Raw genomic sequence first — 24,689 nt, 5'->3', positions numbered from 1 at the left:
CGCAGGTTAAGAAAGGCCCGGCCTTAACAAGGGCTGTTGTAAAACATGAGGCAGGGCAGGAGAGAGCGATGGACGCGGAGTACGAGGCTTTAGGAAAGAACGGTGCCAACCATCAGGCTCTTTCTCCCTTATCCTTTCTGCGGCGCACGGCGGATATTTTCCCCGACCGCCTGGCGGTGATCTACGAAGACCGGCGTTACAGCTGGGCCGAGACCTATGCGCGGGTGCGGCGCCTCGCCTCTGCGTTGGCCAGGCGCGGTATCAGGAAAGGCGACACGGTCTCCATCATGGCCCCGAACACGCCGGAGATGTTCGAAGCCCACTTTGGCATTCCCATGGCCGACGCCGTCCTCAACACCATCAACACCCGCCTCGAGGTCGAGACGGTTGCCTATATTCTCGATCACAGCGACGCCAAGGTCGTGCTGGTGGACAGTGCGCTTTCGGCTGTCGTCGCGGAAGCATTGAAGTCTGTCGCGCGCGACATCCTGGTGGTCGATATCGTCGATGCAGCAGGCCCGGCCGGGGAGCGCATCGGCGCGCTGGACTATGAGGCTCTGCTGGCGGAAGGCGATCCGGATTTCGTCTGGAACGGCCCCGCCGACGAATGGCAGGCCCTGGCCCTCAACTACACCTCGGGAACGTCGGGACGGCCCAAAGGCGTGGTCTATCACCACCGCGGGTCCTATCTCATGTCCATGGGGACCGTGGTCGCCTGGGAGCTGCCGCGCCATCCGACCTATCTCTACACGGTGCCGATGTTCCACTGCAACGGCTGGGGCCATGCCTGGACCATGACCCTGCTGGCGGGCACCATCGTCTGTAACCGGGCGGTTTCTGCAAAAGCCGTCTTCGATGCGATCCACAATCATGAGGTAACGCACTTCGGCGGGGCGCCGATCGTGCTCTCCATGTTGATTGACGCGCCGGAAGAAGACCGCAAGCCGCTGGAACATCCGGTCAAGGTGATGACGGCGGGCGCGCCGCCGCCGGCTGCCGTGTTGGAGAAGACCCGGGCCATGGGCTTCGAGGTCATGCAGGTCTACGGCCTGACCGAGACTTTCGGCCACGTGACCCAGGCCCTCTGGCGCGAAGACTGGGACGATCTGGACTTCGCCGAACAGGCGGAACTGCAAAGCTGGCAGGGTGTAAGCTTTCCCATGAACGAAGGGGCCGCCGTGATCGACCGCGAGACCGGCGAGCTGCGACCCCGTGATGGCGAGACTCAGGGCGAGATCGTCATCCGTGGCAACACCGTCATGAAGGGTTACTACAAGAGTCCCGAAGCCACGCAAGAGGCCTTCGTCGACGGCTGGTTCCGGACCGGCGACGCCGCCGTCTGGCATGCCAACGGCTACATCCAGATCAAGGACCGCCTGAAAGACGTGATCATCTCCGGCGGCGAGAACGTCTCTTCTGTGGAGGTCGAAGGCGTGCTCTATCGCCATCCCGCCGTGGCCGCTGCCGCTGTCGTTGCCAAGCCGGACGACAAGTGGGGCGAGGTGCCCTGCGCCTTCATCGAGCTGAAGGCCGGTGAGCGCCTGAGCGAGGAAGAGCTGATCGAATTCTGCCGGGAGCGGATGGCCGGGTTCAAGCGCCCGAAGAAGATTGTATTCGGTGAGCTGCCAAAGACCGCCACCGGCAAGATACAGAAATTTGTATTGAGAGAAGAAGCCCGCAAAGCATAACGCTATCAGTGGGTTATTCGAGACTATTCACGTGAAGGGAAAGAGGTTATGAGCTTCAAGGCATTGCTGGTCGAAAAAGACGAAGAGGGCAAAACCACGGCTGCCGTGCAGCAGCTGGATGAAGCTCAGTTGCCGGAGGGCGATGTCACCATCGCGGTCGAGTATTCCACCGTGAACTATAAGGATGGACTCTGCGTCGGCTCCGGTGGCGGGCTGGTGCGCAACTATCCTCATGTGCCCGGCGTCGATTTCGCCGGGACGGTCGAGGCCTCCAGCGATGACCGCTACAAGCCGGGCGACAAGGTCGTGCTGACCGGCTGGCGCGTGGGCGAGGCCTGGTGGGGCGGCTATGCGCAGAAGGCCTGCGTTAAGGCCGACTGGCTGGTGCCTTTGCCGGACGGCATTTCGACCCGCAACGCCATGGCGATCGGCACGGCCGGCTTCACGGCCATGCTCGCGGTCATGGCCCTTGAAGACCACGGCCTGAAGCCCGCCGATGGTCCTGTGCTGGTGACCGGCGCAGCCGGGGGCGTCGGTTCCGTTGCCACCGCGATCCTCGCAAATCTGGGCTATGAGGTGGCCGCGGTCACCGGACGGCCCGAGACCGCCGACTACCTGAAGTCGCTGGGCGCCACACAGATCGTTCCGCGCGAAGAGATCAACGAAACCGTCAAACGCCCGCTGGAAAAGGAAGTCTGGGCCGGCTGTATCGATGCGGTGGGCAGTGCTATGCTGGCCCGTGTCTTGGGGCAGATGAAATATGGCGCATCGGTCGCCGCCGTCGGTCTTGCCGCCGGCGCGGATCTTCCCGCCAGTGTCATTCCCTTCCTCTTGCGCGGTGTCAATCTGCTGGGCATCGATTCCGTCATGAAGCCCTACGACGCGCGGGTTAAGGCCTGGGAACGCCTGGCGAAGGATCTTCCCCTTGAGAAACTGGAAGCCATGATCGAGCCGGCGACACTGCCCGACCTGCCCGGGCTCGGCAAAGCGATCCTGAAGGGGCAGGTCAAAGGCCGTGTCGTCGTGGACGTGAACGCCTGAGTTCAGGCTCCTGTAGTTTAGGCTTCTGTCGTTCAGGCTTTTGCAGTTCAGGCTCCCGCAGTTCAGGTTCCGGCCATCTCCTGGCCCGAAGCGATCGCAGCTTCGATCGCGGCGGCTTTTCGCATCGTCTCGAGATGCTCGTCCCAGCCGCGATCGAGCGACATCAGCATGCGCAGGGTTTCCACACCGGCTGCTTCAGCCACGCCTTCGTGCGTGAGCGAGAGGCGCGTCCCGCCCGCGGCCTCTTCCAGAATCCAGGTCACGGTGGTTTCTGCGCCGCCGAAGGGGGTAATGATAAAGCTGGTGACCAGTTTTCTGGGGGCTTCCATCGAAATGACCCGGCCCCAGATAATGGGCGATTGAGCGCCCGCATCGTCGGTCCGGATCAGAACATAGTCTTCTCCGTCAGCGAGGTCCTTCTCGGGCCGGTGGAACCATTGGGCCAGCTTGTCCTGCTCGGTCAGGAAGGCCCAGACCGTCTCGCGTGAGGCCTTGAAGAAGGCCGTTTTGCGGATGGTCGTGTGGGCAGAATCAGGCAGCGTTCCGTCGGGTGAAGTTCCTGTGGTCATTTCTTTTTCGCTTTCTTTTTCTCTTCCTGTTCGACGGCGATCTGCAGGGCCTGCAGGCGCTCATCCCAGAATTGATTGAAATGGTTCAGCCAGTCGGTGACGCTTTTGAGTCCCAAAGGCTCGAGGCGGTTAATGCGCTCACGGCCACTGGGGTGGACCGAGATCAGGGCGCCTTCCTCCAGAATCGTCAGGTGTTTCTTGACCGCGGCGCGGGTGATGTCGAAGCGGTCGACGACTTCGCCGATGGTCATATCTTGATGGCTCAGCAACAACAGGATGTCCCGGCGGGTCGGATCGGCCAGGGCGCGAAACGCCCCCTGGACCTCTCCGGGAGACGGGCCGGAGGAGAGCCCGATCATGGGCTCTGCGGTCGCAAGCAGCCGCCGGAGGGTGCCGAAAACCTATCCATGATAATCTCCAACGTAGAACCAAAAGGTATCATTTTAATATGATACTAAAAGGTACTATGTCAAGTCGAATTTCGGTCCAGCTGATGTTTTCTCGCAAAGGGAATTTAGTCTGCGGTCTTCACGCTGTTGCCGTGTCGAGCGATCGCCGCTTCGTGCCGTTCGAAACTGGCAGTGTCGAAGCAACAGAAGATCACCTCTCGCAGCGGTGTTTTGAGCGAGAGGAATTCCGCGGTGGTTTTGACCGCGATTTCCGCGGCGGCATCGGGCGGGTAGCGATAGATCCCGGTCGAGATGGCCGGAAAGGCGATGCTGGCGATGTCATACTCCGCGGCAACTTCCAGGGACCGCCGGTAACAGGACGCCAGCAGCGCCGGTTCTCCCGTATCGCCACCGTTCCAGACCGGCCCTACCGTATGCACAATAAAGCGCGCCGGCAGATTATAGCCCTTCGTGATCTTGGCATTGCCGGTCTTGCAGCCGTTCAACATCCGGCACTCCATCACCAGTTCCGGCCCCGCTGCCCTGTGTATGGCTCCATCGACCCCGCCGCCACCCAATAGTGAGGAATTGGCCGCGTTCACGATGGCGTCGATTTCGAGTTTCGTAATATCGCCCAGGTGGACGGACATGCAGTCTGTCGCCGCCACGTTTCTTCTCCCAACTCACAACGAGAAGATACCAGATTGCGTCAGCTACTTCAGCACCCGGTCCACATTAAAATGCTCCGCGAGGTAATCCAGGATCAGGTCCCGCTCGCTGGTCTCGGGTTCGGCCATGCCCTGTTCCTCCACCATCCAGTCTATCAGCTCGTCCCAGTCGCCTCGCGTGAGGCCCTGTTGCTTGACGATGGCCAGAGAGTGGCAGGCGCCGCAGAGATATCCGGTATCCTCGCGGCCCGGTCCAAGGGGCCAGTCCGGGCCGAATTCGTCGTCTTCGTCGATGGCCGCGGCCGCCGTCGCAGATTGCGCCGGTGCGGGGGCAGGCGTGGTTTCTGTGGCATGCCCGGCCATGGGAAGGAGCAGTGCGAAAGCCAGGACGGGGAGGCTGCGCTCAAGGGAGAAAAGCATATATCGGATCCAATGCTGGGGTCGGGAAGTGGACAAGGGAAAGCCGGCCTGAAACCTGATGAAGTTCGATGTGGGGATCGAGGATATCAGGTTTCAAGAAACAGGCCGGCTTTCCACGCCGAACGGACAGGGGACTGTCCGGCGGTTTCGCGCCCGGGGGACTCAGGCGCTGACCGTCACGGCGATCCTGTGCATGCTATTGTTGAGGTAGCCCTTGGGATTCCAGTTGATCGCGAAGGGCTGGCTGTTGCCCTTGTCGTCGGTCGCCCGGGCCCAGACCTCGTAGTAGCCTTTCTCCGGGAAGGTGACCTCCGCTGACCAGGTCTGCCAGGAGTAGGGATTGGGCGGTGGCGCCAGGTCGGCCTGGGTCCAGGTGGCGCCGAAATCATGGGAGATGTCGACCCGGCTGACGCTGTTGTCGCCCGCCCAGGCATGACCGCGCAGCGCCAGCCGCCGCTCGGCGATGGTCTGGTTGGTCTGCGGCGTGGTGATCAGGGATTTGACCGGCATGGCCTCCATGATCTTGAAGTCCGCCTTGTCGACCTTGGTGCCCGGCGCGACCGGATAGTAAGGCACGCGGTAGGAGGTGCCGGTCATCTTCGGCCCGTCGTGCACCACGTTGCGCAGTTCGATCCGCTGCAGCCATTTCTGCGAGGTCGAACCGGCCCAGCCCGGACAGATGGTCCGCACCGGAAAGCCGTGCAGGGCCGGGATCGGTTCGCCGTTCATGGCGAAGGCGATGATCGAGTGCGGTTCCATGGCTTTCGCGAGCGGCACACCCCGGGAGATCGGCAGCTTTTCCGGATCGCCGGAAAGATGCCCGTCCAGACTGTAGTGGGCCGTATAGATGGCCGAATCCTTGACGCCCGCCGCCTTCAGCACGTCCGCATAGCGCACGCCGGTCCATTCCGCATTGCCGATCGCGCCTAGGGTCCACTGGTTGCCCCGGGCCGGCGGATTGAAGGCCGCGCGGCCGTTGCCGCCGCATTCGATCTGCAGCTTGAGCGTGACGTTCTCGAACTTGCTCTTGAGCTCCTCGAGCGAGAATTCCAGGGGCGTGTTGACCTCGCCATCGATCTTCAGGCGCCAATCGGAGGCATCCATTTCATAGGCAATGTCCGGCACGATGCCGTTATTGCGCACGAAGTGGCGCTCGTTCGGGGTGACCGGATCGTCCAGCAGATGCGGCGGGGTTTCCGCGTTGATCGGCCGGTCGTTCAGAAGCGTGAGGCCGTCCTTGGTCTTGAAGAGGGCCATCTCGCCGTCATCGGCCATGGCCGCCGGGATCAGGCCTGCGGGAAAGTTGCGGTGAAAGGGGATGGTCGCGCCCAGCATGGCGCCCATGGTCGCGAGGCCGGCGCCGCGCAGAAACCCGCGGCGGTCTTTATGTGCTTCGCGCCCGAAAACCAGCTTGTCGGCGCGCTCCGGATCCTGTTGGTAAAGTTCGCATAGGCCGCGGTCTTGTTTCCCACTCGGCATCTCTTCCTCCCGAAAATTTTTTGCAGTTTATTGTTCTTTTACGCAAGCGACCGGACCCTTCGGATCAGGCGCTCGGGAGAAGAAACGCCGGAGGAGGGGATTCTATTCCATCTCTTCGTCATTTTTTTGAGAAGGTTGACCGTTCAGGCTGTGCAGGGCGTACTTGACTGACGGTTCTGCTGCAGTGCCGTGCGGATTTCCGGCGAGAGCGGCTGCCAGTTCGCTGTCACGTTTTGCAGTGTGCGCGCGATCAGACCGAAACGGGTTTCGGCCATACCTTCGGCCATCAGGAAATAGTGGGCCTGATCATGACGCCACGCCAAAACCTGCGGACCGCCGGCTTTGAGTGTTGTCAAATGTCCGGGAATTCCTCCGTCGCCCTGCAGCACAAAAAAGCTGATCCTGCAGCCCCGCGTGCCGCCATATCCGACCCGATAGCCGGTCATGCCGCCGAGCTGCGCTTCGGGTTCCAGCAGGATCGGTGTCAGTCCGCTGTCGGAGAGATCCGGGATGCGCAGTTCCGGCGCCGTGAGCGCTGCGGTTGCCGGGATGTTGAGCGACGGCGGGCGTTCGTCCGATCTCTTCGCAACCCAAGCCCGGTGGATCTCGGCGGCTTCCTGATGCCAGGAAGCAATCTGTAAGTTCGCAGTTTCCTGACGTGTCGTGTCCCAATGCCAGACCGCACCTGCCACCATGCAAGCCACGAGAACGGCGGCCGCCGCGGCTGTGCGGCCGGTCTGCCAAAATGCAGGCTTTTGTCCGTTGGCGGCCGGCGGCAGAAAATCGAAGTCGGTGGGGGCTTCCGCTTGCTCGAGGAGCGCGGATTTCAAACTTGCGAGCGCGGCGGCTGTTTCCGCTGTGGGGGCATCCTGCGCGATGTTGCGGGCGACCGCTGCGGCTTCAGTCGCTGTCAGTTCGCCATCGACATAGGCGTTCAGGGTTTTCCAGTCTCTGGGGCGGCGGCTCATCGTCTGCGGCCTCCCTGCGATGAATTGACTGCGGACCTGACTGCGGATTTGAGGGGCGTCACATTGGAGCCCGAGATCCGCAACAGCAGCGCCTGCCGGGCACGGCTGACGCGGCTCATGACCGTACCGACGGGCACGTCCAGCAGCGTTGCCGCCTCCGCGTAGCGCAAACCCGCGATGTCGATCAGCGCGAGAATATCACGCTGGCCCGCGGGCATAGCTGCCAGGGCGACCCGGACCGTCACGGCGTCGACCATGCGTTCCTCCGCGGACCAGACGCCCGGATCGAGGTCGTCGGAGTCATCGAATGTGAAGTCGGCGAGCCTGTCCGCGGCCCGCAGGTGATCGAGAAAGGCATTGCGCAGAATTCTGAAAAGCCAGGCACGAAAAGCCGGTTCATCCTGTGGAACTTTCTTAGCAGTCAAGGCCTTAAGGGCGCAGTCTTGAACCAGATCCCGAGAAAGATCAGGGTCTTGAGACAAGCTGATTGCATAGCCGTATAGCCGGTCCCGATAGCTCTCGAGACGTTCCCGTTGATCCAAAATATGAGCCGCCCACTGTCGGTTATTCTTTGCGTTTCTTCCCTTGGCTGCCGGCCTTTTCCAGGACGTGCCAGCGCGCGAAGTATTCGCCCGCCACCGCCGGTCTGTCAAATCGGGCTGCTTCTGCTTGCTTCAGCTGACCTTGCGGGAGGTCAATTTTTACCAAGACACTCCGGTCTTCCGCTGCTGTCATCCCAGTGCTTACATCCGGGTGCTCAGTTTTTTGTACGGTTGGATTTATGTCTCAGTATTTATGTCACGAAACGCCCGATCTTTTCGAGGTCGACACAGAGGTTGTAAAGGCAGAGCCGGGACGCGTGCTGCTTGCCCGCTCCAGCTTCTATCCGGGCGGCGGCGGGCAGCCCGCGGACCGCGGCGTGCTGGAATGGAGCGGTGGCGCAACGGCGATCACCGGCATTGAGGTGCGCGGCGGACAGATGTGGCATCTGCTCGCCGATCAGATCACGCCGTCCGGTGCCGTTTCCGCGATGGTCGATCCGGTCTTCCGGGCACAGATGTGTCGGCTGCACACCGCTTTGCATATCGCTAACGCGCTGGTGTTTGAGGAATTCGATGGCGCGCTGGTGACCGGCGTTCAGATGTCGGATAACGCTACGGCGCGGATCGACTTCGACCTGCCGGGTGCGGACAACGAGCGTCTTCGCGCGCTGGAGCCCGCCATCAACGATGTCGTGCGGCAGGATCTGCCAGTGCGCACGTTGCTCATGCCCTTGTCAGAGGCCGCGCAGGAGGAGGGAACGTTGCGCAGCAAGGCGGTGACACCTCCGCCACAGACAGATGGACGGGTTCGGATCGTCGAGATCGAAGGCCTGGACCGGCAGGCTTGCGGCGGAACGCATTTGACCTCGACAGGGCAGGCGGGCGAGTTGAAAATCCTGAAGGTCGAGAACAAGGGGCGTCATAACCGCAGGCTGCGGCTCGGCCTGATCGAGTTGTCTCTATGAAGAATGAGTTCGAGGGCAAGAGCGTTCTCCTGTCCGGCGGGACGTCGGGTATTGGCCGGGCCACGGCGCTGGCATTCGCGGCCCGGGGCGCAAGGGTCGTGATCACCGGACGCAACGAGTCGCAGGGCGCAGAGGTTGCCGCCGAGGCTGCGGCGCTCTCGGGAGAAATTCACTTCCTGGCCTGCGACGTCCTGGAGCCCGAACAGATAGAGACGGTTTCGCGGACGGCGGTCGACTGGCTGGGCGGTCTCGACATTGCGTTGAACAATGCCGGGCATCAGGAGAAACGAGCCGCCTTGATCGACCAGCCTCTGGAGGTCTTCGAGCGGGTCTTTGACGTCAATGTCCGCGCGATCCATGTGGCGATGCGCACGCAGATCAGGACCATGCTGGAGGCCGGCGGCGGCGTGATCGTCAATATCGCTTCGGTCAGCGGGATCAGAAACCCGAACCCGGGTTTTGCCGTCTATTCCGCTTCCAAGGCGGCGATGATCTCCCTGACGAAGTCCGCCGCGATGGAGTACGGGCCGCAAGGCATTCGCATCAATGCCGTCGCGCCCGGCCGGGTCGATACGCCGATGCTGCGGGCCTCGAAGGTTGCCGATATGGCGGCGGTGGCCGCCGGTCTGCCCTTGCGTCGATTGGGGCAGCCGGAGGAGGTTGCGGAGGCCATTCTCTGGCTGGCGTCGGACCGCGCCTCCTTTGTGGCCGGCCATGTTCTCAGCGCCGACGGCGGCTTTCTGGCCCAGTAGGGCAACAAGAGGTAAAGTCTCTCGATACAGCAAAGATAGCGGGAAGGTCAGAGCAGAGTGTCGGCCACAGCGGCAGCCAATCGCAGTATTCTCTGGAGCGACCGCACGACGCCGGGCGCGCTGATGATGCGCGCCGATTTTACGACCCTCGAGTTTGCCCCCCATGTCCATGATGAACTGGTGATCGCGGTGACCGAAGCCGGGGGATCGAGCTTCCGCAGCCAGGGTATTGAAGATCATGCGGAGCCGGAGAGCCTCCTTGTCTTCAATCCCGACGAACCCCATTCCGGACGGGTCGGCGATCATGGCTGCTGGCGCTACCGCGCGCTTTACCTCTCATTGCCTGCGTTGCGCGACGCGATGGCGGATCTGGAGCTGTCTGCGCCGCAACTGCCTTACTTCCGCGACAACAAGATTTGCGATCCCGGGCTGGCGCGGCGTTTCGTGTCGATGCACCGGGCCTTTGAAGAGGGCGAGTCGGCGCTGGCGAAGTCCGGGGCCTTGCTCGAGGGTCTGTCCGAACTCTTCGCCCGTCATGGCACGCCGCACTACAGGCCCCGCAATCCCGGTGACGAGCGCCGCATCGTCACCAGCTTGATCGAACACCTTGCGGCGAACTTCAGCCAGGACGTGACTCTGTCGCAATTGGCCGAACTGGCCGGGATGACGGCTTTTCATGTCATCCGCTGCTTTAACCGCGAAACCGGCCTCTCACCGCACGCCTACCTCAATCAGCTCCGCCTGCGCGAGGCTCGCCGCTTGCTTTCTGTTGGCCAGCGTCCCGCCGACGTTGCCCTCGCGGTCGGCTTCTATGATCAGAGCGCGCTGAACCGGCATTTCCGCAAGGCCTTTGGTGTGACGCCGGGACAGTATGCAAGGGCGCTGGCATCGTAACGGCTTCAGTAGCGAATTGCATTTTTCTTGAAGCGTAACACTTCAAAATTTGCGTTCAAGGCCAGCAATTTGCTGATCGAGAGGCAGCGAATTTTGTGTCTGTTTAAACGCAAATTGCTTTAGTTGGTCGAAGAGCGGGTACACTTCGGTCTCCGTCGAAGCATATCTGTCGCCGTTCGGCTATCCTGGTGATCTGTTCAATCTGAGCAGGTGCTGTCGCGGGAGGAAGCGTTGCGCGAAGCCGAAGTATTTTCAATCACTGGGCCGCCGGCGCTTCAGGTGCGTCGTCTGAACAACAGCGGTCCACCCGTCCTCTATGTGCATGGTGCCACCTTCCCCTCGGCCTTATCGGTCGGATACCGCTTCAGTGACGGTCAATCCTGGGAAGGGCATTTGCACAGCGAAGGATTCGATGTCTGGAGTTTCGATTTTGCCGGGTTCGGGGGATCGGAGCGATGTAGGAGAAGCACATCTTCTCTCGCAGACAGCCGGGCGAGTGCGGCGGCAAAGCAGATTGCCCGGGTCGTTGAGCATATTTGTGAGCAGCGCCGTGGCGCAGCCGTCAACATCATCGCCCATTCCTGGGGATCCATTGCCACCGGGTGCTACCTGGAAAACCATAGTCACCTGGCCGGCCGCCTGGTGTTCTTCGGACCGATTGCACAGAGGCACGGTGCTGAGAAAGTCGGTGTGAGGGGATTCCCCGCCTCGCGCCTGATCACTGTGACGGCGCAGTTGGAACGCTTTATCGATGACGTACCTGAAGGTGAGGGGCCTCTGCTCGATGAGCCTGGACTGGCAAGCTGGGGGCCGGCCTATCTCGCCAGTGACCCAACCGCCTTAACCCGTGATCCGCCCGCCGTTGCAGTTCCCGGCGGGCCCGCTGCCGACATTGCGGCTGCATGGCAAGGCGAACTGGCGTACGATCCCGGCAGGATTACCACGCCGATCCTTTTGATCCGGGGGGAATGGGATAGCCTTTGCAATGATAAAGATGCAGGGTGGTTGCTCGACGGTCTGGGATCTGAAGTGAAGCGAGATCTTGTCATTCCCGGGGCAACGCACCTGATGCACCTGGAGGAAGGCCGCTTCGCCCTCTGGAGCGCCGTGGCCGAGTTTCTCCGGGGTTGAATTCACGAGAGAGAATGAATGGACTGGACCCACTATAGCCTCTTTGTCGTCGCCGGTCTCACGGTTGCGGCGGCGCCGGGGCCGACGGTGCTGCAGATCTTTGCGCAGTCGCTGACCGGCGATATCCGGCGGCCGGTCAGCCTGATCGCAGGGTCTCTGCTTGCCAACGCCCTTATGGTTTCGGCCACGGTGCTGGGGATCAGCGCCGTGATCCTGGCATCGCAAACGGCCTTCGACATCATGCGGTGGATCGGTTCGGCCTACCTGATCTACCTCGGTATTCAATACTGGCGCATGCGCGGGGCAGTTCTGTCTCCGGCCGGTCTCCCGCCCGCCAAGCCCTATCGGGTTCTTTTCTTCCAGGCGGCACTGACCTCTCTGACCAATCCCAAGGGCCTGGTGTTTTATATCGCCTTTCTGCCGCAGTTCGTGGCACCGGGCGGCGACCCGCAGTTCCAGCTCGCCGTCCTGGGTGCCAGTTACATCCTCCTCTGCCTGATCGCGGACGGCGGCTATGTGCTGGCCGGACGTATGCTCACCAGGCTCTTCACGACACCAAGAGCCATGCGCATCACGAACCGCCTGACGGGGACGGCGCTGATTGCGGCAGGCCTGTCGCTCTTGCGGGTTCAGCGCTCAGCATAGACTAGCGTTCGCAACCCGGCAGGAATTCGAGCGCAGCGGCAATGATGGCTTCCGGCGCATCTTCCTGCATGAGATGTCCGCTGTTCGGCACCTGCAGGAAACGCGCGTTGGGGAGAAGTTCAGCCAGTTCCCGGCCCTTTTCGAGCGGGATCCACTGATCTTCCTCGCCCCAGAGAACCTGGACCGGGCAGCGTAACGCGCCGTAGCGGTCCTGGACCTCATCGGTGTAGCGCAAATCCATCTGCGCGATCTGCCGGTAAAAGGCCTTCTGACCTGTCTCGCCGAGCCAGGGCGCGATATAAGGCGCCAGCCGCGCGTCTGGTAGTGTTTGATAGACGCTGCTGCCGATGTAGGCGGGCAGGAGCGCTTCATGGGCATAGCCCGGCATGCCGGCAAAAGCTGCTTCGTGCTGGCGCACGTGCTGCACGAAGGGCGAGCCCCAGGGCCGGATTGCCACCGGATCGATCAGGGTCAGGGAGCGGTAATCGCAGTCGTTCAGGAAATGCGCGCGCAGTGCCGTGGCACCACCGAAGTCATGCGCGATGACATCCGGCTTTGTTACGCCCCAATGCTGAAGCAGAGCGGCAAAGAGGCGGTTCTGCCGTCCGAGCGAGACATCTTGTCCGTCGCGCATTTCCGATTGGCCATAGCCCGGCATGTCATAGAAATAAACGCTGCGATGACGTGCCAGAAGCGGCGCAATGCGATGCCATTCATAGCTGGAAAAGGGTGTACCGTGCAGCAGCACCAGCGGCGGGCCGTCGCCCATGCTGCCGAAACGAACACTTTCTCCTTCGAACAGGAAGCTATCGGGAAGGTTCCATTCGGTCATGACGAACTCCTGATCTAACTGTTAAATAGTCTTAAAAGGGTTAGTTGACGCAAGTGACCGCGTAAACTAACCATTAAAAATAGTCAAGAAGGTTAGTTTTAAATGCTGAGTGAGAGGCATCGGTTGATGGAGAGCGGAGTGGCGGGCCTGACGGCGGAAGACCTGATTGGCGGCCATGCCTGCCTCGATTTCGTCAATACCGCAGGCGGGGGTGGTAAGAGCCGGGATCTGGACCGCATGGTCAGCTATGAGCTTCTCGCGAATTGGGCGGAGCTGGCCGGGCTGCTCACTGCACGCGAGGCCGCATCCCTGCGCCGGCTGGCGAAGGTCTCGCCGGACGCAGCTGTTTCCGCGCTCAAGCAGACCCTGCGCTTCCGGGAGGATCTGTACGCGTGCCTGATGGCGCTCGCCACAGATGGCGTCGTTCCGGCGGAAAGCTGGCAGGCGATCACGTCACAGATGACGCAGTGCCTTGCGGCGAGTCATCTGAAGAGAGGTCCGTCAGCTTTCACGCGAGCGATCGAACTTGAGGACGGGGAGCTCGATACGATCCTGCTTCGTATCGGGCTTCTGGCCAACGACTTGCTGTTGAGCGACGACCTGCGGCGCCTCAAAAACTGCGACCGCTGCTCGTGGCTCTATCTGGACCGCTCCAAAGGCGGCCGCCGCCGCTGGTGCTCCATGCGTGCTTGTGGCAACCGCGCCAAGGTGCAGCGCTTTGCCGAGCGGCAGCGGGACTAACGCCAACTGGGCGCCGGGAGTGGGCGTTTCAGTCGGATGCGCCATTCCTCTTTTCAGACACCACCTGTGCGAAAGACGCTTCCAATGTCGCAGCATCGAATGTCTCGGCGAGGCCGATCACGACAAAGCGGATGAGCGCGCTGGCTTCGGTCCGGGGTTTCGGTTCCACGGTGGCGCGATAGCCGACCAGATTGAAAAGCTGCGGTTCTTCGGGGGCGTCGCTGAAACGCAGAATGCCTTTGGCGCGCAGGCACTTGCCTGGCAACGACATGGCAAAGACCTCGAATTTTTCCCGGTCCAAGAGGCCGTCGAATTCGCACGACCATGACTGATAGGTCTTCGCGTGTTGCGGTGTCTGCAACTCGTTGCCTGATGACTTTGTGATCTTGCTTGAGACCGGCGCGGCACCGAAGACCATATCGATCGCGATATCACAGTTCACCGTCTCGACGACCTGGCTGTAAGGTGCCGCCTCGGCGAGCAGGTCATTGATCTTTCTGCGGGCTTCCGGCTGGACCAGATCGGACTTGTTCATCAGCACGATATCGTTGACGGCGGCGTGATCGATGATGGTTTCGGCATCGTCGAATTCCAGATCCTGGAAATTGGCCGCGTCCAGCACGTAGAGCTTTGCATCCGATCTGACCATGCCCGCGGTTTCGAGCATGGCAAGCGAGCTGTCGAGGGCGCGCGGGTCGGCGATGCCGCTGGCTTCAACCACGATGGCGTCGGGCGATTCCGTCTGCTTCACGAAACCCACGACGGACTCCACGAAATCGTCATTCAGGGAGCAGCAGACACAGCCGTTTTTGAGGGATATCCGGTCGGCGTCGCGCGTCTGGACCAGATCGTAATCGATATTGATCGCGCCGAAGTCGTTGACGAACACCACGATCCGCTGTCCACCGGCCTGTCCCAGGATCTGATTGACGAGAGTCGTTTTCCCGGCGCCCAGAAAGCCGCCGATGGTGATCAGGGGAACGCGCGCCGCAGCTTCAGGCATTGGTCCACACGCATTCGCCGGCCAGATAGGTGGCTGCGATCCCGATGTTCGCGAGCTCCAGATGTGGCGTTTCCAAAGGGTTGCGTTCCAGGATCACCAGGTCCGCGTGCTTGCCCGCTTTGATCGATCCTAGCCTGTCTTCCATGCCGATCTGATAGGCCGCGTCGATGGTAACCGCCTTTAGGGCCGAGAGACTGTCGAGGCGTTCGCTCTCGCCCAGGCAGCGTCCGTCCCCGGCCAGCCGCGTGGTGGCGGCTTTCATCAGTTCCAGGCAGGACGGATCGGTCATGGGGGTGTCGGCATGCAGGCTGATCCTCATACCGGCGTCCAGGGCGGAGCCGGCGGGCATGTAATGCGCCGCGCGCTCCGGTCCGAAAAGCGCGTCCTCGATGGGTGCGCCCCAATGGGTGATGTGGTTGATGAAGAAGCTGCAGAGCACGCCGAGTTTTTGCGCGCGTTCGATCTGGTCCTTGCGCATCAGGGCGCAGTGTTCCAGCCGGAAACGGTGATCCGCGCGCGGCGTTTTGGTGAGAATGTCTTCCACCAGATCCAGCACCATATCGATGGTGCGGTCGCCCTGGGTGTGAATGGACATGCGCCAGCCCTGGCCGAAGTAGGTCCGCGCCATCTTCTCGAAGTAGTCCTGGGGATAATTCAGACTGCCCGTGTGTCCCGGCTTCAGGTCCATGCGTTCCAGCGTAATCGCTGTCTCGAGATAAGGCTCGCTTAGCCAGATGTTGCCGATGAAGGGTGAGCCGTCGGCATGAATTTTAACCCCTGCCATCCAGAGGCGGTCATCGCCGATGTTCAGCTTTTCGACCTGCATATCGGCGGTCACGGCCTGCTGGTAGGCCGCCACGCGCGGCATGGGCAGGCCCTGCTTCAAAGCACTGAGATAGTAGGCCTTGTAGTGCGGCAGGTAGAGGTGCTCGGTCACCGTCGTGATGCCGTTCTGGATGAAGTCCCCGATCGAAGCGTGAAATTCTTCGCTCAAGCGGTCATCGCCCCAGGCATCGTAAAAGACTTCCAGGGCGCGCCAGGTGATGGCTTCCGCGATCTTGCCGCTCGGGCGGCCAGTTTCGTCGCGCTCGATGATGCTCCCGGTCGGGGTCTCGGTCCTTTCGTTGATCCCGCAGGCTTCAAAGCCCCGCGAATTCATAAAAAGGGCGTGGCAGTTCGAGGTCTGGATGCCGATGGGATTGTCCGGCGCGAGCTCGTCAAGCTGTGCGCGGGTCGGCTGTTCCATATCGGGATGCAGCTGGGCATCGAGCCCGAAAAAGATCAGGTGCTCGCCCGGTTTGGCGGCCGCCACCCGGCGGCGGATCTTGGCCAGCAGGGCTTTGTAGGTGGGAACGGTTTCGGCGCGTACATCGACGACGGGGGCGCCACGGGTCTTAGCCGCCCAGAGAATGTGGGAATGGGCGTCGATCAGGCCGGGCAGCAGCGTGCGTCCGGCCAGATCGACCTCTGTCACATCAGGTCTGGCCAGCGTTCGGGCCTCTTCGAGCAAGCCCACGAAATGGATCTTATCGGCTTTTGTCACAACAGCCTCGGGCGCGGGCGCGCCGTCGTCCATCGTGACGATGGGACCGCCATGAAAAAGGCGGCTGTCGCCTTGACTGCTCATTCCGCGGCTGCGACCGCGCTGTAGCTGTCGCGCAGTTCACCGGCTTTTTTCTGGGCCGCCAGGAAGTCGTCATTGCTCATGAGCGGAATGATCTTGTGATACTTCGCCATGCCGGTGGCCTCTGCCAGGTTCATGTTTGCCGCGACGGCGGACATATCCGGCATCTCGTAGATGAAGAGCATGTCGTATTCGCCTACGGACCCGTAGGCCTCGATCAGGCGTCCCCCCATGGCGGCGACGGCTTTCCTGGAAACCGCGGCGCGGTCGCTCGGCGTGTCGAGCATCTCGGCTTTCTTGTCGTTTTCGTATTTGATCAGCAGGGCGACTGTGACAGTCATTTCGTTTTTCCTTGTGAATGAGAGCTAGCGGCGCCGGCCCTGAATGATGCGGTCCAAAATCATGGCGCAGAAGAGAATGGCCAGACCGGCCAGAATGCCCTGGCCTTCCGAGGCGTATTGCAGGGCTTCCAGAACGTCTTCACCCAGGCCCTTGGCGCCGATCAGCGAGGCGATCACCACCATCGCCAGACTGAGCATGATGGTCTGGTTGATCCCGGCCATGATCGAAGGGGCCGCCAGAGGCAGATCGACCTTCCAGAGCAGGTAGCTCTTCGAGGCCCCGAAGGCAGTTGCCGCCTCGCGGACGGATTTCGGCACGCCGCGCAGACCCAGCACCGTCAGGCGCACCACCGGCGAACTGCCGAAGATCATGGTGGCCACAATGGCGGCGGGCTTGCCGGTGCCGAAGAAGGCGATCACCGGAATCAGGTAGACGAAGGCTGGCATGGTCTGCATGAAGTCGAGGATCGGCCGCACGAAGGCATAGAGCCGCTGGTTGCGCGCGCAGGCAATGCCGAGCGGGATGCCCAGGGCGATGCTGATGCAGGCCGCCGTACCCAGCAGGGCCAGGGTGGTCATGGACTTTTCCCAAAATCCCAAGTAGCCCAGATAGGCGAGGGCGGCGGTGGCGAAGATCGCCGTACGCCAACCCGCCGACAGGCCCGTCATGAGGATGATGAAGCCGCCCATGACCGGCCAGGGTGTCTCGACGAAGAGGATTTCCAGGGCGTCCAGGATCGATTTGATGCCGAAGCTCAGCGCATCGAAAAAGAACTCCGTGCTGATTGCCGCCGACGCCATCCAGGCCTTGATCCCGTCGGCCGTCGTCACCTGATAGGCCGGATCCGTGGGAAAGCCGTTCAGGAATTCGATCTGTGAGGGGAAGCCGAACTTGAAGGCGCAGGCCACATAGGTCAGGAGCGCAAGGCTGGCGCTCGCCGCCATCTGCATGGGGTGGAGACCCGCGCGCAGCGTCCGGTCCGAGCGCCAGAGGGTAAAGCGCTTCTCAAAGGCCGGGTTCGCGATGACCCCCTGGAAAATCTTCACCAGAACCAGCACCGTCAGGCCGCCCAGGATGAGCCAGACCGCGGTATCTTCTGCGGCCTGTGCTTCCGCCTTGATGCCTTCGACGGCGCGTTCCAGCGAGGCGATGGCATTCTCGAAGGTCGCGACCTTATCCGGTGCGTTCTCCCGCGCCGCTTCGAGCTGACCGCGGCGCAGTTCGAGGGTTTTCTCGATCCCGTCCAGCCGCCGCAGGAAGGGTGCGGCCAGATCGCCCCAAAGCCCCCGGGTAATCTGCACCACGGCAAAGGTCTCGACCGCCACGAAGGGCAGGAACCATTTCCAGAGATTGCGCGCGCCGAACCAGACCGGACCGAGCAGGGCCGCGACCAGATTGAACGTCAGTGTGAAGCGCGTGCTGTCGCCGATGGCTTTGAACTGCCGCTCGTAGTAGTCCGTATTGGTGACCGCGAACTCCTCGATGAGTTTGCCGTGGCCGTCGTCGCTCAGGTTCGGATCTTTCGTTGCGATATTCATGCCGCTTCCACCCCCGCGACCACGCCGGCCAGCAATTCGTTCTTGGAGACTACGCCAAGGGTCCTGGCATCGTTGTCCTGGATGACGATCGGGCCGTCTTTGCGCACCGCCTCGGCAATCAGGCGGTTCAGGGTCGTGTCTTCCGTCATCACCGCCGCATCCGCGGGCAGCGCGCCATGGGCCTGCTCGTAGACGCTAAGCGGCTGCATCAGGGAATGGGCCTGGATCAGATTGAGGCGCGAGATACCCGCGACGAAGTCGGACACGTAGTCGTCGGCCGGCTTCATGACGATTTCCTCTGGCGTTCCGATCTGCACCACCACGCCGTCGCGCATGATGGCGATGCGGTCGCCGATCCGCACGGCCTCGTCCAGATCGTGGGTGATGAAAACCGTGGTCTTCTTCATGATCGCGGCCAGTTTCATGAATTCTTCCTGAAGCTGACGGCGGATCAGCGGATCCAGCGCGCTGAAGGGCTCGTCCATCAGCAGAACCTCGGCGTCCGCCGCAATGGCGCGGGCCAGTCCCACGCGCTGCTGCATGCCGCCGGAGAGTTCATGGGCGAACTTGTCGCGCCAGCCCGCCAGTTCGACCATCTCCAGTGCCCGGTCGGCAGCGGCCCAGCGCGGGTTCTGGGCAATGCCCCTGATCTCGAGGGCCATGGCGACGTTGTCGCGCACGGAGCGGTGCGGCATCAGGCCGAAGTCCTGAAACACCATGGCGATATGCCGATTGCGCAGCTCGCGCAGGGCCTCTTCGTTCATGGCCATGACATCTTCGCCACCGACCAGGATCTTGCCTGCAGTGGGCGCCAGAAGCCGGTTGATATGCCGGACCAGGGTCGACTTGCCGCTGCCCGACAGGCCCATGACGCAGAAGATCTCTCCGCGCTCTACGGAAAAGCTGACGTCCGAGACCCCGACCACGGCGTCGTATTTCTCCAGCACCTCGGCTTTTGAAAGTCCGTCTTTGCGCACGGCCTCCAGCGCTTCCTGAGGCGCGTTCCCGAAAATCTTCCAGACGCCGGAAATCTCGATCGCGGCATTACTCGTCGAGGTGTCAGACATGATCTGTCATCCGCAGTATTTTTTTGCTTTGTTGTTTTCAGCGTTGCGTGGCCGCAAAAAGCTCCCGTCGGCGCAGACGTCTTTCCTGTGCCGACGGGGAGGGAGCAGGGCGTCCGCGCGCGGCGGACCTCAGAGGCCGAGCCAGCTATCCACGCGGTCCGAGTTCGCCGCGATCCATTCACGGGCGACGTCCTGGCTGTCACGCTTCTTGACCACGATCTCGTGGGTCCAGCCGTTCACCGTTTCGGTGTCGAGTGCGATATTGGACAGGAACTCTGCGATGGCGGGGACGCGGCCTTCCAGAGATTTCGAGTAGGCGACGTGGATCGACTTTTCTTTGTCGCCGGTCGTAATCTTGGAGTTATCGAACCAGTTCGGGTCTTCCGCCGGCTGCACCATCTTGTACTTGTCTTCCTCGAAGGCGGGCTCTTCCAGCATCACCATATCGAAGATGAACCAGTTGTAGTGCGGGGCGTAGCAGTAGAAGGCGTAGCCTTCGCCCTTGTTGATGGAATCGCGGATCGAGGCGGTGGCGATTTCTTCTTCGGCCTGGATCGGATTGAAGAAATTGGTGACGCCGTAGTCGCGCACCTTGACCAGATTGGCCTTGGTCGAGGCCCAGCCCGGTGCGCCGACCCAGATGTCGCCGCTGCCGTCGCCGTCACGATCGGTCAGAGCGGCGGCTTCCGGGGTCGCGAGGTCGAAAATCGACTTGATGTTGTGCTTCTCGCTGAAGTCTTTCGACATGCAGAAACCGGCCCGGCCCGCGTAGGAATTCTTGCTAAGCGCGACAGAATCTTTGGCGTCGACATATTCACTGGTGAAGTTGGCCTGGTTTGGCAGCCAGACGTCGGGGTGGACGTCGATTTCGCCCTTGCCGCGGTCCATCGCCTTGAAGATTACGGCGTTGGTGCCGGGTACGAGTTCCGAGCTTCCGCCCAGCCGGTCATCGATGATGACCTTGATCAGTCCGGCAATGGCGCGGCCGCTCGCCCAGTTGGGCTCTGCGATCTTTACCGCGTCCTGCGCATAGGCCGAGAGCGTGGAGGCCCCCAGGAAAGCAGCCGAAATGGTCATCAACATCAGTTTTTTCATGGTCTCTCTCCAGTCCCTGTCCATTTTTATGGTGGTAATTTTGATTGACATGTTACAATAGATTGCTGACATGTCAATTGCCCTTCGCGCCTGTCTTGACCGGCGCAGGTGCCATTCGATTTTGCAGCACTCCGGTCTCTGACGTTTTGTTTCGCCGAACGTCAGGGAAGTTAAAACGGGCGAGATGAAAGACGACGAATGCCGACTGTATCCTTTGTGATCGAACGCGAAGACGAACGCCCGCTGAAGCTGATGGACGGCGCCTATAATCAGCTCGAGAACATGATCGTCACTGGCGTGCTCAAACCGGGGCAGTGGGTTTCCGAGACCGAACTGATTGAGCTCAGCGGTTTCAGCCGTGCACCCGTGCGTTCCGCCATCCAGCGCCTGTCGGACCAGCAGCTGATCGCGGTTTATCCGCGCCGCGGCGCGCAGGTTTGCCCTCTGGATTACACCCAGCAGTTCCGTGCTCTTGAGCTGCGGCGCGTTGTCGAGCGCCTGCTGGCGCGCTCCGCATCCAAGCGCGCGGACCAAAGGCAGCGGGCGGAGTTTTCGGCTCTGGTGAAGGCGTTCCGGGCGGCGGCCAAGAAGGGCGATCAGACCCGGATGACGGAACTTGACTCGCTGATGTTCACCTTGACGCTGGAAGCTGCCGACAACGCCTTCGCCTCGAAAGCCATGACATCGGTAAAGGGACTGTCGCGCCGTTTCTGGATTCTTCATCAAGAAGCGCACGGCGATACGGCCAAGATGGCGAATTCCCACGCGGACGTGGCCGAAGCGATCTCCGCGGACCAGGCAGAGAAGGCGGAAGCGGCTGTGGACGCCTTGATCGATTACGTGGAGCAGTTCACCTTGCAGGTCATCGGCTATAATCCGATAAAGTAAATCGCAAACGACATCGATTCGTTTGTTGGGATTCGTTTGTTGGGATTCGGATATCGGGAAAAGCCCGCCTGTGATTCAAGTGATCTATCGTTGGGAGGTTTCGCCGGAAAACCGCGAAGCCTTTCTGGCTGCCTGGGAAAAGACAACAAAGGCCATCCGGGAGGAAACCAAGGGTGCGCGCGGGAGTTTTTGTATCACGAGCGTGGACCGACCGACGGAAGTCCTGACGGTTGCGAAGTGGGATGAACTCGGACAGTGGCAGGCATTCGTGACCACAGCGAAATCCGACTCCATGAAAAGGATGCACGCCCTGGGTAAGCAGATCTCTTATGACGCTTACGAAGAGATTGCGAATTTCACCGTTTGAACCGTCTTTGAGGGAGCGTCAGTCATCGTAAAGGAAATTCGAATTGCAGCAGCCATCATCCTCGATTCCAGCCGGAGGCTGTTGCTGGTCCGCAAGAGAGAGACGGCTTACTTCATGCAGGCCGGCGGAAAAATCGAGACCGATGAAAATCCCGAGGACGCACTCTGCCGCGAGCTTGAAGAGGAACTGGCGCTGAGCGTCGTCGCATCCGACTTAGAGGCGGTCGGAACCTATGCGTCGCGCGCCGCGAATGAAGATGGCTGCGACGTGAAGGCGGACCTTTTTATCCTGAGGCGGGATTTTGCCGCGTCTCCGAATGCCGAGTTGGCGGAGGCGGTCTGGCTGACCCTTGACGAGGCCCGGGATTACCCCCTGGCTCCCCTGACGCGCGATCATGTTCTCGACATCGCAGCGGCCTATTCCTAGATCAAAGCCTGAATCCTGAACTAAACCGCGATTCCGGATTACACGCTGGCTTTGGACATAACCCGACCGGCGGGCCTGGCGGATGCCTATCCGAACTCCAGTGCGTATTTTACCAGGGGCGGCTCCCGGCCCTCGCTGCGCCAGATCAGCGTCATACCGAGCTTCTCCAGAATGCGGTGCGAAATGCTATTGTCGGCCCGTGCGACGGCGGCGATCCGCCCGAGTTTCAATCCGACACGAGCATGGTCGATGACCGCCCGGGCCGCCTCGGTGGCCAGCCCGCGCTGTCTGAACAGGGGGCTCAAACCATAACTCAGTTCGATATCGGGACCGTCGGGATCGCCCGGGCTGTCTTCCTGCCATCTGATGCCGCACTCGCCGGCAAAGGATCCGTCTGAAATGTCGGTGACGACCCACATGCCGTAGCCATGGTTTTCCCAGTGATCGAGCATCACCTGGACGTGGGCCTGCGCGGTTTCCCGGTCCAGCACGCCGTACTTGCGCACGGACATGACCTGCGGGTCGGCGTAGAAGGCGATGAAGCTGGGCATGTCCTCAGTTCGGACCGGGCGCAGGATCAGGCGTTCGGTTCGCAGTATCGTCATGGGACGGCGCGGGTTCCGCTCATCAGCTTCCCTCGGCGAGAGCTTTGATCTGGTCCGGATTCCGAAGTTCAATAGCGCCGCGGGAAAGGGCCACCCAGCCGCGTCGTTCCAGCTCCTTCAACAGGCGTCCCACCACCTCCCGGGCGCTGCCCAGATCGGTGGCCAGATCTTGATGGGTGACCCGTACGACCGTGCTATTGTCCGCGCGGGCCAGAAGGCGTTGCGCCAGACGTTTGTCCAGGCGCTCGAAGGCCACTTCCTCCACCACATGCATGAGGTCCGAGATGCGGCGCGAATAGTCGGTGAAGACCAGGCGCCGGAAGCCCGGCGATTGGGCGATGGCTTCCTCGAAGGCCGCCTTGGGAATGGCGACGGCCTCGACGTCGGTTTCAGTCACACCGTCCGCCGCGTAATTCTCGTCGGCGAGCAGACAGGATGTGGTCATGATACAGGTTTCGCCGCCGGTCACCCGGTAAAGCACGATCTCGCGTCCGCCGGGCGACACCTGTTGCACGCGCACCGTTCCGGCCAGGATCAGAAGAAAACTCTCCGCGGCGACACCTGGTGCAAAAACCGTTGTGCCGGCGGGCAGCGCGACCTTTGCGGCGCGCTCTGTCAGGAACGCCCGGTCCTGAGGGGGGAGAGCCGCGAGTTCGGGAAAACGCTCGATCCAACTGTCGCTCATGGAGGCTTCCTGTTGCCGCTCGAAATGAGATCCTTCACGGGAACGTGACTAAGTCACAGACCACCCGCGGGTGCAAGCTTACTCTACCAGATACCGCTTCTTAATCTGCACGCCAGGAGAAAAGCAATGTCTGCAAACATCGGAGCCATCGACCGGATGCTTCGTATCATCATCGGGGCGGCTCTGATCGCACTCGCGCTTTGGGATTCGACCTACGCCTGGGGCTTTATCGGTATCGTGCCGCTGGCCACCGGCTTTATTAAATTCTGCCCGCTCTACCGCTTGCTCGGGATCTGCACCCTGAAAAAAGCTTAGTGGAACAGCGTCACAGAATCACGGCGTCCATTTCATAAAAACAAAGAACGGCCGCATTTCTGCGTTGCTCCCGCAGCAGGCAGGACTGCGGCCGCATACGGAGGAGAACTCTATGCAGCCAAAGGTCAAAAGCTTCTTTGACGAAGCGACCAGTACCGCGACCCACGTGGTCAGCGATCCGAAGTCGGGTCATGCCGCGATCATCGATTCCGTCAAGGATTTCGACCCGAAATCGGGCCGGACCTCGACCACGTCCGCCGATCAGGTCATTGCCTACGTCAAGGCCGAGGGCCTCACGGTCGATTGGATCCTGGAAACCCATGTGCACGCGGATCACCTGACGGCGGCGCCCTATCTGAAGCAGGAACTCGGCGGCAAGGTCGGCATCGGATCGCAGATCCAAACCGTCCAGGGTGTCTTTAAGACGGTCTTCAATGCCGAGGAGAAATTCGCTGTCGATGGCCGACAGTTCGACAAGCTCTTTGCGGACGAAGAAGTCTTTCTCATCGGCGGGCTCGAGGCAAAGGTCCTGCACACGCCCGGACATACCCCGGCCTGTGCGACCTATCTGATCGGCGACGCGGCCTTTGTCGGCGATACGCTCTTTATGCCGGATTTCGGGACTGCGCGCTGCGACTTTCCCGGCGGCGATGCCCGTGCGCTCTTCCGCTCAATCAAAAAGATCCTCGCCTTGCCGCCGGAGACACGTCTGTTCCTCTGTCACGACTATGCGCCTGGGGGGCGGGAATATCTCTGGGAGACGACCGTTGCGGCGGAGCGCGCCGAGAACATTCATGTGCACGACGGTGTCAGCGAGGACGACTTCGTCGAGATGCGCGCGGCGCGAGACAAACAACTGGATATGCCGCAACTGATCCTGCCGTCCGTGCAGGTCAATATGCGCGCTGGTGAATTGCCGCCCGCCGACGATAACGGCGTCCACTATCTGAAACTGCCGGTCGACGCGCTTTAAGCGGTCTAAAGACAATAAAAAAAGCCGGTCATGAGAG

30 protein-coding genes are annotated in these 24,689 nt (G+C 61.3%); 13 read left to right on the top strand and 17 right to left on the bottom strand.

Annotation, left to right across the window (positions count from 1 at the left end):
* Nucleotides 1–68: 68 nt before the first annotated feature.
* Both FKG95_RS12295 and acuI read left to right on the top strand, forming a co-directional pair.
* Entirely contained in the window at nt 69–1,688 is a 1,620-nt protein-coding gene (locus FKG95_RS12295) for an acyl-CoA synthetase (RefSeq protein ID WP_142896633.1), read from the top strand.
* Between the two features lie 48 nt (nt 1,689–1,736).
* Nucleotides 1,737–2,729 (top strand): acrylyl-CoA reductase (NADPH), encoded by a 993-nt coding sequence (acuI, locus tag FKG95_RS12290; protein WP_142896632.1) that lies wholly within the window; start codon nt 1,737–1,739, stop codon nt 2,727–2,729.
* A 62-nt stretch (nt 2,730–2,791) separates the two neighbouring features.
* Here the strand turns inward: acuI and FKG95_RS12285 are convergent, their stop codons facing one another.
* The 8 genes from FKG95_RS12285 to FKG95_RS29655 form a co-directional block, all read right to left on the bottom strand.
* Entirely contained in the window at nt 2,792–3,298 is a 507-nt protein-coding gene (locus tag FKG95_RS12285; protein ID WP_142896631.1) for an SRPBCC family protein, read from the bottom strand.
* Complete coding sequence (locus tag FKG95_RS12280) at nt 3,295–3,657, bottom strand: ArsR/SmtB family transcription factor (RefSeq protein WP_142896630.1); 363 nt, start codon at nt 3,655–3,657, stop codon at nt 3,295–3,297. The genes FKG95_RS12285 and FKG95_RS12280 overlap by 4 nt, the downstream gene beginning before the upstream one ends.
* Nucleotides 3,658–3,812: 155 nt before the next feature.
* The gene (locus FKG95_RS12275) at nt 3,813–4,355 is read right to left on the bottom strand and encodes an O-acetyl-ADP-ribose deacetylase (protein ID WP_342779226.1); all 543 of its coding nucleotides are present in this window, start codon (nt 4,353–4,355) and stop codon (nt 3,813–3,815) included.
* Nucleotides 4,356–4,400: 45 nt separating this feature from the next.
* Complete coding sequence (locus FKG95_RS12270) at nt 4,401–4,775, bottom strand: aldehyde dehydrogenase (RefSeq protein WP_142896629.1); 375 nt, start codon at nt 4,773–4,775, stop codon at nt 4,401–4,403.
* 162 nt (nt 4,776–4,937) lie between these two features.
* The gene (locus tag FKG95_RS12265; RefSeq protein ID WP_142896628.1) at nt 4,938–6,254 is read right to left on the bottom strand and encodes a sulfite oxidase; all 1,317 of its coding nucleotides are present in this window, start codon (nt 6,252–6,254) and stop codon (nt 4,938–4,940) included.
* A gap of 143 nt (nt 6,255–6,397) precedes the next feature.
* The gene (locus tag FKG95_RS12260) at nt 6,398–7,222 is read right to left on the bottom strand and encodes a hypothetical protein (protein WP_142896627.1); all 825 of its coding nucleotides are present in this window, start codon (nt 7,220–7,222) and stop codon (nt 6,398–6,400) included.
* Entirely contained in the window at nt 7,219–7,764 is a 546-nt protein-coding gene (locus FKG95_RS12255; protein WP_246116749.1) for an RNA polymerase sigma factor, read from the bottom strand. Before FKG95_RS12255 ends, FKG95_RS12260 begins: the two co-directional genes overlap by 4 nt.
* A 22-nt stretch (nt 7,765–7,786) precedes the next feature.
* Complete coding sequence (locus FKG95_RS29655) at nt 7,787–7,957, bottom strand: hypothetical protein (RefSeq protein WP_179954007.1); 171 nt, start codon at nt 7,955–7,957, stop codon at nt 7,787–7,789.
* Between the two features lie 46 nt (nt 7,958–8,003).
* Here FKG95_RS29655 and FKG95_RS12250 point away from each other — a divergent pair, with 46 nt between their 5' ends.
* From FKG95_RS12250 to FKG95_RS12230, 5 genes are all read left to right on the top strand, one after another.
* Entirely contained in the window at nt 8,004–8,729 is a 726-nt protein-coding gene (locus FKG95_RS12250) for an alanyl-tRNA editing protein (protein ID WP_142896626.1), read from the top strand.
* On the top strand, nt 8,726–9,481 hold the full coding sequence (locus tag FKG95_RS12245) for an SDR family NAD(P)-dependent oxidoreductase (RefSeq protein ID WP_142896625.1): 756 nt from the start codon (nt 8,726–8,728) through the stop codon (nt 9,479–9,481). The genes FKG95_RS12250 and FKG95_RS12245 overlap by 4 nt, the downstream gene beginning before the upstream one ends.
* Nucleotides 9,482–9,538: 57 nt before the next feature.
* On the top strand, nt 9,539–10,375 hold the full coding sequence (locus FKG95_RS12240) for an AraC family transcriptional regulator (RefSeq protein ID WP_142896624.1): 837 nt from the start codon (nt 9,539–9,541) through the stop codon (nt 10,373–10,375).
* A 231-nt stretch (nt 10,376–10,606) separates the two neighbouring features.
* The gene (locus tag FKG95_RS12235; protein WP_179954075.1) at nt 10,607–11,506 is read left to right on the top strand and encodes an alpha/beta hydrolase; all 900 of its coding nucleotides are present in this window, start codon (nt 10,607–10,609) and stop codon (nt 11,504–11,506) included.
* Between the two features lie 18 nt (nt 11,507–11,524).
* Entirely contained in the window at nt 11,525–12,151 is a 627-nt protein-coding gene (locus FKG95_RS12230; protein WP_142896622.1) for a LysE family translocator, read from the top strand.
* Between the two features lies 1 nt (nt 12,152).
* On the opposite strand, the gene FKG95_RS12225 is transcribed toward FKG95_RS12230, so the two are convergent.
* Entirely contained in the window at nt 12,153–12,983 is an 831-nt protein-coding gene (locus FKG95_RS12225) for an alpha/beta fold hydrolase (protein WP_142896621.1), read from the bottom strand.
* Nucleotides 12,984–13,121: 138 nt separating this feature from the next.
* Between FKG95_RS12225 and FKG95_RS12220 the strand changes: the two genes are divergently transcribed.
* Complete coding sequence (locus FKG95_RS12220; RefSeq protein WP_179954074.1) at nt 13,122–13,724, top strand: CGNR zinc finger domain-containing protein; 603 nt, start codon at nt 13,122–13,124, stop codon at nt 13,722–13,724.
* A 28-nt stretch (nt 13,725–13,752) separates the two neighbouring features.
* Here FKG95_RS12220 and FKG95_RS12215 read toward each other — a convergent pair whose 3' ends face one another.
* From FKG95_RS12215 to FKG95_RS12190, 6 genes are all read right to left on the bottom strand, one after another.
* Complete coding sequence (locus FKG95_RS12215; protein ID WP_142896619.1) at nt 13,753–14,727, bottom strand: CobW family GTP-binding protein; 975 nt, start codon at nt 14,725–14,727, stop codon at nt 13,753–13,755.
* Nucleotides 14,720–16,354 (bottom strand): amidohydrolase, encoded by a 1,635-nt coding sequence (locus FKG95_RS12210; protein ID WP_142896618.1) that lies wholly within the window; start codon nt 16,352–16,354, stop codon nt 14,720–14,722. Before FKG95_RS12210 ends, FKG95_RS12215 begins: the two co-directional genes overlap by 8 nt.
* Entirely contained in the window at nt 16,351–16,692 is a 342-nt protein-coding gene (locus FKG95_RS12205; protein WP_142896617.1) for a GYD domain-containing protein, read from the bottom strand. The genes FKG95_RS12210 and FKG95_RS12205 overlap by 4 nt, the downstream gene beginning before the upstream one ends.
* Nucleotides 16,693–16,716: 24 nt before the next feature.
* A complete protein-coding gene (locus tag FKG95_RS12200; protein WP_142896616.1) occupies nt 16,717–18,231 on the bottom strand; it encodes an ABC transporter permease in 1,515 nt (504 codons plus the stop codon).
* The gene (locus FKG95_RS12195) at nt 18,228–19,298 is read right to left on the bottom strand and encodes a quaternary amine ABC transporter ATP-binding protein (RefSeq protein WP_142896615.1); all 1,071 of its coding nucleotides are present in this window, start codon (nt 19,296–19,298) and stop codon (nt 18,228–18,230) included. The genes FKG95_RS12200 and FKG95_RS12195 overlap by 4 nt, the downstream gene beginning before the upstream one ends.
* A 129-nt stretch (nt 19,299–19,427) precedes the next feature.
* Nucleotides 19,428–20,393, bottom strand: a complete 966-nt coding sequence (locus tag FKG95_RS12190; protein ID WP_246116748.1) for an ABC transporter substrate-binding protein — start codon at nt 20,391–20,393, stop codon at nt 19,428–19,430.
* Nucleotides 20,394–20,591: 198 nt separating this feature from the next.
* Here FKG95_RS12190 and FKG95_RS12185 point away from each other — a divergent pair, with 198 nt between their 5' ends.
* The 3 genes from FKG95_RS12185 to FKG95_RS12175 all read left to right on the top strand — a co-directional run bounded on the left by FKG95_RS12185 (nt 20,592) and on the right by FKG95_RS12175 (nt 22,074).
* Nucleotides 20,592–21,281: a GntR family transcriptional regulator gene (locus FKG95_RS12185; protein ID WP_142896614.1), complete on the top strand. Its 690-nt coding sequence runs from the start codon at nt 20,592–20,594 to the stop codon at nt 21,279–21,281.
* 70 nt (nt 21,282–21,351) lie between these two features.
* Nucleotides 21,352–21,648, top strand: coding sequence for an antibiotic biosynthesis monooxygenase family protein (locus tag FKG95_RS12180; protein ID WP_179954073.1), 297 nt, complete (start codon nt 21,352–21,354; stop codon nt 21,646–21,648).
* A gap of 24 nt (nt 21,649–21,672) precedes the next feature.
* Complete coding sequence (locus tag FKG95_RS12175; protein ID WP_142896612.1) at nt 21,673–22,074, top strand: NUDIX hydrolase; 402 nt, start codon at nt 21,673–21,675, stop codon at nt 22,072–22,074.
* Between the two features lie 86 nt (nt 22,075–22,160).
* Here the strand turns inward: FKG95_RS12175 and FKG95_RS12170 are convergent, their stop codons facing one another.
* Together FKG95_RS12170 and FKG95_RS12165 are read right to left on the bottom strand one after the other, a co-directional pair.
* On the bottom strand, nt 22,161–22,679 hold the full coding sequence (locus FKG95_RS12170) for a GNAT family N-acetyltransferase (RefSeq protein ID WP_142896611.1): 519 nt from the start codon (nt 22,677–22,679) through the stop codon (nt 22,161–22,163).
* Between the two features lie 22 nt (nt 22,680–22,701).
* Entirely contained in the window at nt 22,702–23,364 is a 663-nt protein-coding gene (locus FKG95_RS12165; protein WP_142896610.1) for a Crp/Fnr family transcriptional regulator, read from the bottom strand.
* A 126-nt stretch (nt 23,365–23,490) separates the two neighbouring features.
* Between FKG95_RS12165 and FKG95_RS12160 the strand changes: the two genes are divergently transcribed.
* Together FKG95_RS12160 and FKG95_RS12155 are read left to right on the top strand one after the other, a co-directional pair.
* Complete coding sequence (locus tag FKG95_RS12160; RefSeq protein WP_142896609.1) at nt 23,491–23,679, top strand: YgaP family membrane protein; 189 nt, start codon at nt 23,491–23,493, stop codon at nt 23,677–23,679.
* A 112-nt stretch (nt 23,680–23,791) separates the two neighbouring features.
* Nucleotides 23,792–24,652, top strand: a complete 861-nt coding sequence (locus tag FKG95_RS12155) for an MBL fold metallo-hydrolase (RefSeq protein ID WP_142896608.1) — start codon at nt 23,792–23,794, stop codon at nt 24,650–24,652.
* Nucleotides 24,653–24,689 lie beyond the last annotated feature (37 nt).

This window comes from Denitrobaculum tricleocarpae (assembly GCF_007004665.1).
GTDB lineage: Bacteria > Pseudomonadota > Alphaproteobacteria > Kiloniellales > Kiloniellaceae > Denitrobaculum > Denitrobaculum tricleocarpae.
This window is presented reverse-complemented; position numbering and strand designations above follow the sequence as displayed.